This is a genomic window from Streptomyces sp. NPDC057623 (genome assembly GCF_042800355.1).
Classification (GTDB): domain Bacteria; phylum Actinomycetota; class Actinomycetes; order Streptomycetales; family Streptomycetaceae; genus Streptomyces.
Window position 1 is genome coordinate 24,578 of the sequence record NZ_JBHVGZ010000061.1, and the last position, 6,997, is coordinate 31,574.

General features: G+C 73.1%; 4 protein-coding genes. 2 read left to right on the forward strand and 2 right to left on the reverse strand.

The genetic code is table 11. The features are described 5' to 3' along the window. Positions 1–30: 30 nt before the first annotated feature. Positions 31–1,509, forward strand: coding sequence for a glutamate--cysteine ligase (locus tag ACFU95_RS39240; protein ID WP_383838624.1), 1,479 nt, complete (start codon positions 31–33; stop codon positions 1,507–1,509). Positions 1,510–1,530: 21 nt separating this feature from the next. On the opposite strand, the gene ACFU95_RS39245 is transcribed toward ACFU95_RS39240, so the two are convergent. Together ACFU95_RS39245 and ACFU95_RS39250 are read right to left on the reverse strand one after the other, a co-directional pair. Then, a complete protein-coding gene (locus tag ACFU95_RS39245) occupies positions 1,531–2,643 on the reverse strand; it encodes a Gfo/Idh/MocA family protein (RefSeq protein WP_383838627.1) in 1,113 nt (370 codons plus the stop codon). Further along, positions 2,613–3,323: a ThuA domain-containing protein gene (locus ACFU95_RS39250; protein WP_383838630.1), complete on the reverse strand. Its 711-nt coding sequence runs from the start codon at positions 3,321–3,323 to the stop codon at positions 2,613–2,615. Before ACFU95_RS39250 ends, ACFU95_RS39245 begins: the two co-directional genes overlap by 31 nt. Positions 3,324–3,509: 186 nt before the next feature. On the opposite strand from ACFU95_RS39250, the gene ACFU95_RS39255 reads away from it, so the two are divergent. Next, on the forward strand, positions 3,510–6,707 hold the full coding sequence (locus tag ACFU95_RS39255; protein ID WP_383838634.1) for an amidohydrolase family protein: 3,198 nt from the start codon (positions 3,510–3,512) through the stop codon (positions 6,705–6,707). Positions 6,708–6,997 lie beyond the last annotated feature (290 nt).

Here is a 6,997-nt window from a genome sequence, read left to right on the forward strand (position 1 = left end):
TATCCGCCGAGGAAGCTCGGGAGGGCACTGATGGGACGTGACGTGCCGGCCCTGGTGTTCACACGTGAGGATCGCCGTCGCTACCGGGAGAAGATGCACAGCTGCCTCGATGTGCTGGCGCAGATGCTGCGCGAGTCGACCTTCGAGAGCGAGCGGCCCCGGGTCGGGCTGGAGATCGAGCTCAACCTGGTGGACGACGACGGACTGCCGGCGATGCGCAACACCGAGGTCCTCCAGGCGATCGCCGATCCGTCCTGGTCGAGCGAGCTGGGCCGCTTCAACCTGGAGATCAACATCCCGCCCCGGGAGCTGACGACCGGCGGCCCCGGCGCCTGGGAACAGGCGATCCGTGACGCGCTCAACCACGCCGAGGACCGCGCCGCGGCCGTGGGCGCCCACCTGATCATGATTGGCATTCTGCCGACCCTGGGGGAGGCGCACGTCGGCGAGCGGGCCCTGTCCGGCGACCCGCGCTACCGGCTGCTCAACGAGCAGATCTTCGCGGCCCGCGGCGAGGACCTGCGGATCACGGTGGACGGCGTCGAGCGACTGTCGACGTACGCCGACACCATCACCCCCGAGGCCGCCTGCACCAGCACCCAGTTCCACCTCCAGGTCGCACCGAAGGACTTCGCCGACTACTGGAACGCGGCCCAGGCCGTCGCGGGCGTACAGATCGCCCTCGCGGCGAACTCGCCCTTCCTCTTCGGCAAGGAGCTGTGGCGCGAGACCCGCATCCCCCTGTTCGAACAGGCCACCGACACCCGCCCGCAGGAGATCAAGGCCCAGGGCGTACGACCCCGGGTGTGGTTCGGTGAACGGTGGATCACCAGCGTCTTCGACCTGTTCGAGGAGAACGTGCGCTACTTCCCGGCGCTGCTGCCCCTGTGCGACGACGAGGACCCACAGGAGGCGCTGGACGGCGGCGGGGCTCCGCAACTGGGCGAACTGACCCTGCACAACGGCACGATCTACCGCTGGAACCGTCCCGTCTACGCCGTCACCGACAGCGGCCCGCATCTGCGCATCGAGAACCGGGTCCTGCCCGCCGGCCCCACCGTGGCCGACATCATCGCCAACGGCGCCTTCTACTACGGCCTCACCCGCGCCCTGGTCGACGAGGACCGGCCGATCTGGACGCGGATGTCGTTCTCGGCCGCCGAGGAGAACCTCCACACCGCGGCCCGTGACGGCATCGACGCCCGTCTGTACTGGCCCGGCCTGGGCGAAGTACCGGTCGCGGAACTGGTGCTGCGGCGCCTGCTGCCCCTCGCCCATCGGGGCCTGGAGCTGGCCGGCCTGGACGCGGCGTGGCGCGAACCCCTGCTGGGCATCGTCGAGCAGCGCTGCGTCTCCGCCCGCAACGGCGCCCTGTGGCAGGCGGAGACGGTGCACCAGTTGGAGAAGGCCGGCGTCTCCGACCGGGGCGAGGCGCTGCGGCGCATGACCACGACGTACATGGATTACATGCATCTGAACGCGGCCGCGCACACATGGCCCGTGGACTGACCGCGCTCACCGCGGCGCGGGTCAGGACGCGGCGCGCCCTCTCCAGACCTCCGCGGCCGTCAGCGGAACGAGGACCGGAGCCTTCGCCGACGTCGACAGCTCGATACGGCGCCCCTCGGCCGACGAGCGCAGGAGCGCGCTCATCGTCTCCAGTACGTGCAGGGCGAGTTCGCCGTTCGCGCGGGGCGCCCGCCGCTCGTCGGCGGTGACGAAGTCGAGCAGTCCGACGCCCCGGGCGCCGTCGACGTACCCCGCCGAGGGCGGGAGCGCACGCCACCGGGCGGCGCCGAGTTCGAAGAGCCGCACCTCGCCGTCGAAGCGGTTCGGATCCGGAACGGTGAGGCTGCCCCTCTCGCCGTGCACCTCGATCGGCGCGGCGGTCGTCGCCACGCCGTCGAAGCTCGTCGTGATCGTCGTCAGGGTCCCGTTCACATGCTCCAGCACTCCGGAGACATGACTGTCCACCTCGACCGGAATCCGCTCGCCCGCGCGCGGGCCGGACCCGATGACGCGCTCGGCGCGCAGCCGGCCCGCGGCCCCCACCACGGCCCGCACCGGACCGAGCAGATGGACCAGGGAGGCGAGGTAGTACGGCCCCATGTCCAGCAGCGGGCCGCCCCCGGCCGTGTAGTAGAAGTCGGGGTTCGGATGCCAGCGTTCGTGCCCCGGAGTGACCATCACGGCCGTGGCGAACTGGGGCCACCCGATGCTCCCCGCCGCCACGGCCGCCCGGGCCGTCTGGACGCCGGTGCCGAGGACGGTGTCGGGCGCGCACCCCACCCCGACCCCCGCCTTCGTGGCCGCCTCGATCACGGCGTGCGCGTCGGCGAGGCCGGCGGTCAGCGGCTTCTCGCCGTAGACGTTCTTCCGGTTGCCGATGGCGCCGAGGGCGATCTCGGCGTGGGCGGCGGGGACGGTGAGGTTCAGCACCGTGTCCACGTCCGGGCTGCGCAACAGCTCCTCGACGGTCAGCGCCTCGACACCGGGCACCTCGGCGGCCACCGCGGCCGACCGGGCGGCGTCGAGGTCGGCGACCGCGGTGACGCGCACACGGGGATGGCCGACGAGCGTGTCCAGGTACGCGCGGGAGATGACCCCGAGCCCTACGACGCCGATGCGGTGCGCGTCGCCCACAGCATGCCCCTCTCGATGACGGTGCGGACGTTCGGGTTCTCCAGGACGTCGAGGCTGTGCCCCGGTGTCGTCACCACGACGCGCCCGGCGCCCCACTGCCGGGTCCAGATCGCCGGCGAGGTGACGGGGCGGTGCCACGGCTGCCACGGCCGGGCGGGGTGGGTGGTGGTGGCCAGGACGTCGATCAGGTCGTCGTGGAGCACCCAGTACTGCTCGGTGTCCAGCTCGAAGTCCCCGACGCCCGCCGTCACGGGGTGCTCGCGGCCCAGGTCCGTGATGTTGACGACGTGGGGCAGGTAGTTGTCCTCCTGACCGCCCCGGCGCTCGCACGGCTCCTTGCCCGGATGGGTCGCGAACTGCCCGCCCACCAGATGGAGATAGTCGGCCGAGGCACGGAACGAGTCGGCGATGCCGCCGTGCCAGCCGGTGAAACCCGTGCCGGCCACGACCGCCGCGCTCAGTCCCGCCAACCGCTCGGCGCTGATCTGCGACATCGTCACGCACTGCACGACGAGATCCGTGTCGGCCATCTCGTCGGCGTCGGCGTAGACGTCGGTGCTCTCCTCGATCCGGACGGCGTATCCGTTGCTTCGCAGGAAGGGCAGGAACAGCTCCGTGGCCCGGACCGGCTGATGCCCCTCCCATCCGCCTCGGACCACCAGGGCCTTCTTCCGCGTCATCTCGTCCCTTCGTGGGTCGCAGGGCAGCGCCCTCACTATGCGCCAGGCACCCGCCCGCGGGAAAGAGTCGCTGGATTCCACGAAATTTTCGCTCGGAGGTGGGACCCGTAACCGGGTTCCGCGCCGTACGTTGCCCTCAGTGGTCTCTCCTGTCCGGCTCATCAACTCCGTGCCCTGGGAGCTCTCTTGGACTTCGAAGACACCTCTGACGCCCGCCGTCGCGGCCCGCTCTCCCGCCGCAGATTCCTCCAGGTGACCGCCACCGCCACCGCGACAGCGGCAGCCACGGCCACCGCGTCGGCCACCCTCGGCACGTCGGCCGCGGCCGCCGCCTCCACGTCCCTCTCCTTCACCGCCGCCACGGGCGGCTCCGCGACCCTCGCCCCGTCCGGTGAACGGCTGGTCGCCGAGGTGCAGAACGTGCTCTGGTCCCTCCCGAGGAAGGGCGGCACCGCGGTCCCGATCACCGCGCCGGGCCTGGAACCCACCCGCCCCCAGTTCTCGCCCGACGGCAGCCGCCTCGTCGTCTGCGCCTACCGCGGCGGAGGCTTCCACCTCTGGACGCTGCGCCCCGACGGCACCGGGCTGCGGCAGCTCACCGACGGACCGTGGGACGACCGAGGTCCGGCCTGGTCGCCGGACGGCACTCGCATCGCGTTCGCCTCCGAACGCGGAGGAGACACCGTCACCGGTGCCCCGTATCGCATCTGGGTCCTGGACGTGCGCACCGGCGCGCTGACCCGGCTCACCGGACGCCCCGGCCGGCACGGCCCCGGCCAGGACACCCGCTGGGAGGACTTCGACCCGGCATGGTCGCCCGACGGCGAGCGGGTGCTGTTCGTGCGGGCCGGCGTCACCGCGACGGGTGTCCTCAGGGCGACCACCATCGCCTCCGTGGCCGCCGACGGGTCGGGCGCCGTCGCCGTCGAGCACACCGACGACTCCGGCGCCCAGCTCATGACCCCGGCCGTCTCGCCCGCCGGGCGCCTGGCCCACCTGCGCACCACCGCCGCACCCGCCGCCTCCTGCACCCTCGTCGTGGACGGCGACCCGGTCGCCGTGGAGGGCGACGTCCTCCCCGCCCCACCCCGCTGGACGGACGCCGAGCGGCTGCTCCTCACGGTCGACGGCCACTTCCGCCTGGTCGACCCGGACGCGCCGGGGGCCGGCGAGGAGATTCCCTTCACGGCGACGCTGCCGGTGAACCGGCCCCGCTACCGCGGCAAGACGTACGACTTCGAGGGCGGGGGCGCCCGTCCCGTCCGCGCGCTGCACCTGCCCGCCCTGTCGCCGGACGGCCGCAGCGTCGCCTTCGCCGCGCTCAACGCCCTGTGGACCGCCGGGACGACGGGCGGCCGAGCGCCTCGCAAGGTGCTTCAGGTGCCCGCCACCCGCTATGTGTCTGCGCCGGCCTGGACACCCGACGGCACGGCGCTGGTGTACGCCGACGACCGCGACGGGCTGTTCGCCGTACGCCGCCGTGACCTCGGCTCCGGCGCGGAGAGCGTGCTCGCGGCGGGCGGCCGTGTCTTCCCCGCCCTCTCGCCCGACGGGACGCGACTGGCCTGCCTGGACGTGTCCGGCAACCTCGTGGTGCGCGAACTGCCCGACGGCGCCGAACGCGTCCTCGCGGCCCCGCTCGGAGCGGGCGGGCTGCCCGGCCGGCCCAGCTGGTCGCCCGACGGCCGCTACGTGGCGCTCTGCGACCGCAACCGCCTCAACCAGCGCTTCCGGGAGGGCTACAACCTCATCCGCGTCGTCGACACGGCCACCGGGGCCGCCGTCCTGCACGCCCTCGCCCCGCACACCTCGCTCTCCGACCGCTACGACTCCGGCCCCGTCTGGTCGCCGGACGGCCGCTGGATGGCGGTGATCGCCGAGTCCGCGCTGTGGCTGCTCCCGGTCCGGGCCGACGGCACCCCGCACGGTGCACCACGCCGGCTCACCACCGAACCCGCCGACCACCCGTCCTGGTCAGCCGACGCCCGCACCCTGCTCTACCTCTCCGCCGGCACCTTGCGCCTCGTCGACATCGGCAGCGGCGGGACCCGGACCGTCCGCGTCCCACTGGACTACCGCAGGCCCCGCCCGGCGGACACGGTCGTGCACGCGGGCCGCCTGTGGGACGGAACCGGAGAGGACCTCCTTGAGGACGTCGACGTCGTGATCCGCGACGGACGGGTCGCCGAGGTCTCACCGCACCGCACCGGCCGCCCCGCCGCACACCGCGTCGACGCGAGCGAGCGCACCGTGATCCCGGGCCTGTGGGACGCGCACACCCACCCCTGGCAGACCACGTACGGCGGCCGCCAGACCGCGCTCCAACTCGCCTACGGCATCACGACGGCCGTCTCCCTGGGCGGCTTCGCCTACGAACAGGCCCGCGTCCGGGAGGCGGTCGCCGCCGGTGCCCTGGCCGGACCCCGGCTGCTGACCACCGGCGAGCTGCTCGACGGGGCGCGGGTCGCCTACAGCATGGGTCGCGCCCACCGCACCCGCGCGGGCCTGCACCGCTCTCTCGCGCGCGGGGCCGCGCTGGACTGGGACTTCGTGAAGACGTACGTGCGGGCCCCGGGGTGGATGATGAAGGAGGCCGCGGACTTCGGGCACGAGCGGCTCGGGGTGCGCAGCGGCAGCCACCTGTGCAGTCCCGGTGCGCAGCTGGGGCACGACCTGACGACCCACCTCCAGGCGACGCAGCGGCTGGAGTTCGGGCACGCGACGTCCGCGGCGGGGCGGACGTACCAGGATGTCGAGGAGATCTACACCGCCGCCGACTTCCACCTCGTCGCCACGCCGTTCACCTCGCTGGCCCTGCTGGGCGCCGACCCCACGCTCGCACAGGATCCGCGGGTCACCGCGCTCATGCCGCCGTGGGACACCGCGCTCGTCCGTGAAGGGGCCGGGCAGCCGCCCACCGACGCCCAACTCGCCACGCTGGCAAGGGAGATGGCCGTCTACCGGCGCATCCTCGCGGGCGGCGGACTGGTCGCGCTCGGCACGGACCAGCCGCTCGTCCCGGTCGGCCTGCATCTGCACCTGGCCCTGCGCGCCCTGCACCGCGCCGGCCTGTCACCGGCCCAGGCGCTGCGCACCGCGACCCTGCTGCCCGCGCGGGCCTTCGGCGCCGACGCAGACCTGGGCACGGTGGAGGAGGGCAAGCTCGCCGACCTCACGCTCGTGGACGGCGATCCGTTCACCGACTTCGCCGAACTGGTCCGTACGGTGGCGGTGCTCCGTGGGGGTGTGCTCTTCGAGCAGTCGGACCTGGTCGGTGCCTTCGCCGCCTCCGACGCCTCCGAGGCCGCGACGGAGCGGCGGGCGGCCGAGGACTGGCTGGAGGTGAGCCGCCGTATGCGCCGGGAGGGGTGCTGTGAGGTCTGAGTGGTCATGGTCCACACACACTTCCTGGGACATCTGCGCAGGAGCATCACTTTGGCTGCACACAGCCCGTCCAAAGCCTCGTTAGCGTTGCGAGCCGTTCGATCTCCCGTGCGACCTCCAGGAAGAACGCAGATGGACTACTGCTCCTCGTGCCGACGGCATCTCAACGGGGCCCTCGTGTGCCCCGGGTGCGGCGCCTACGCCCCGGACATCGCTCCCTCCGCGATCGGGGGCCCGACGGCGTCGGCCGCGCCGAGCGCGATGACGACCGTGACGGCCGCATGGGAACC

Bases quoted from the DNA above. Each gene is read 5' to 3' on its own strand.
- ACFU95_RS39240 (WP_383838624.1), top strand. From the start codon at position 31: ATGGGACGTGACGTGCCGGCCCTGGTGTTCACACGTGAGGATCGCCGT.
- ACFU95_RS39250 (WP_383838630.1), bottom strand. From the start codon at position 3,323: ATGACGCGGAAGAAGGCCCTGGTGGTCCGAGGCGGATGGGAGGGGCAT.